Raw genomic sequence first — 1,509 nt, forward strand, 5'->3', positions numbered from 1 at the left:
TGTGCAGGCCGGTAAGCCCGTCGGTGACGGAAAGCTCGATCGACTGCCTGACGCTCGATCGAAGCCGGTCGTTGTAGCGCTTGCGGCGGATCTGCGTGAGGCTGCGGGCGATCAGCTCGTTCGGGTCGATCGGCCGCATCAGGTAGTCGGTGACGCCGAGATCGAGGGCACGCACGATCATGTCGTCGTGGCCCTGCTCGGCAATCAGGAGAACCGGAAGGTAGCGCGTGCGCTCGAGCGAGCGGAGCTGCGAGCAGAGGCGAAGCGGATCGTAGTCCTCGAAATTCGCGTTGACGATGACGAGTTCGTAAGGATTCTCCGCCGCCTCGAAGAGGGCGGCCTGCGGATCGGAGAGGCAGGTGGTATCGGCGATCGGCTTCAGTGCCCGCGCGATGCGATCCTGCGAATTGCCCTTGCCGTCGACGAGCAGCACGGCGCCCGGCTCGTCGCCCATCGCACCGGCGAGCCCGTCCTGCATGCCGATCGCCTCGACGGTTGCCGCGCGCACGCGCAGTTCGTCCGTCAGCGTCTTCAGCCGCACGAGGCTCTTGACCCGCGACATCAGTTGCAGGTCGTTGACCGGCTTCGTCAGGAAATCGTCGGCGCCGGCCTTCAGGCCGCGCACGCGGTCCGCCGGCTGGTCGAGCGCCGTCACCATGACCACGGGGATATGCGCCGTGCGCGGATTGTCCTTCAGCCGCTCGCAGACCTCGAAGCCGTCGATGCCGGGCATCATGATGTCGAGCAGGATGAGGTCGACCTGCGTCCGCTCGCAGATCGACAGCGCGTCATAGCCGTTGGCGGCCGTCAGCACGTCGAAATATTCCGCAAGCAGCCGCGCCTCGAGAAGCTTCACGTTGGCCGGAATGTCGTCAACGACGAGAATGCGCGCGGTCATCTCTTCGGCCTCCGCCTCATGCGTCGCCCAGATAGGTCTTGATCGTCTCGATGAATTTCGGAACGGAGATCGGCTTGGAGACATAGGCCTCGCAGCCGCCCTGCCGGATGCGCTCCTCGTCCCCCTTCATCGCGAAGGCGGTGACGGCGATTACCGGAATGACGTGCAGCTCGTCGTCCTCCTTCAGCCACTTCGTGACCTCGAGGCCGGAGACCTCCGGGAGCTGGATGTCCATCAGGATGAGGTCCGGGCGGTACTTTCGCGCCAGATCAAGAGCTTCCATCCCGTTGCGGGTCTGGATCGTGGTATAACCGGACGCCTCGATGAGATCCCGGAAGAGCTTCATGTTGAGCTCGTTGTCCTCGACTATCATCACCTGTTTCGGCATTGCACAATCCGTTTCCCACTCCCGCCTTGCAACCTCTCGATAGACATATAAGGTGCGGCTAAGCCGGATTCATCGATCCGGCCTTCGAGGCAAGCTAGCGCCATTTGGTTGATTAAAAGGTAAAATTTCCCGGAAATGCCGATGCCTGCACCAAAAGAAGCAGACGGCGACGCCGAGGCGACCGCGATCGCCATCCTCGGCTGGCTCGCCGGCGAGCCCGACC

The 1,509-nt window shown here is 63.2% G+C and carries 3 protein-coding genes; all 3 read right to left on the bottom strand.

The features are described from left to right. Nucleotides 1–898: response regulator (locus tag LXM94_RS25180; protein ID WP_235774552.1), on the bottom strand; the 898-nt coding region annotated here is incomplete at its 3' end. 16 nt (nucleotides 899–914) lie between these two features. Beyond that, nucleotides 915–1,286, bottom strand: coding sequence for a response regulator (locus tag LXM94_RS25185; protein ID WP_010065708.1), 372 nt, complete (start codon nucleotides 1,284–1,286; stop codon nucleotides 915–917). Further along, on the bottom strand, nucleotides 1,271–1,509 hold a 239-nt coding region (locus LXM94_RS25190; protein ID WP_235774554.1), incomplete at its 5' end, for a hypothetical protein. The genes LXM94_RS25190 and LXM94_RS25185, both read right to left, overlap by 16 nt.

Source organism: Rhizobium alarense, from assembly GCF_021555155.1.
In the GTDB taxonomy this organism is placed as follows: Bacteria; Pseudomonadota; Alphaproteobacteria; order Rhizobiales; family Rhizobiaceae; genus Rhizobium_D; species Rhizobium_D alarense.

Coding starts and splice junctions, on each gene's coding strand:
- LXM94_RS25185 (WP_010065708.1), bottom strand. CDS start 1,286: ATGCCGAAACAGGTGATGATAGTCGAGGACAACGAGCTCAACATGAAG.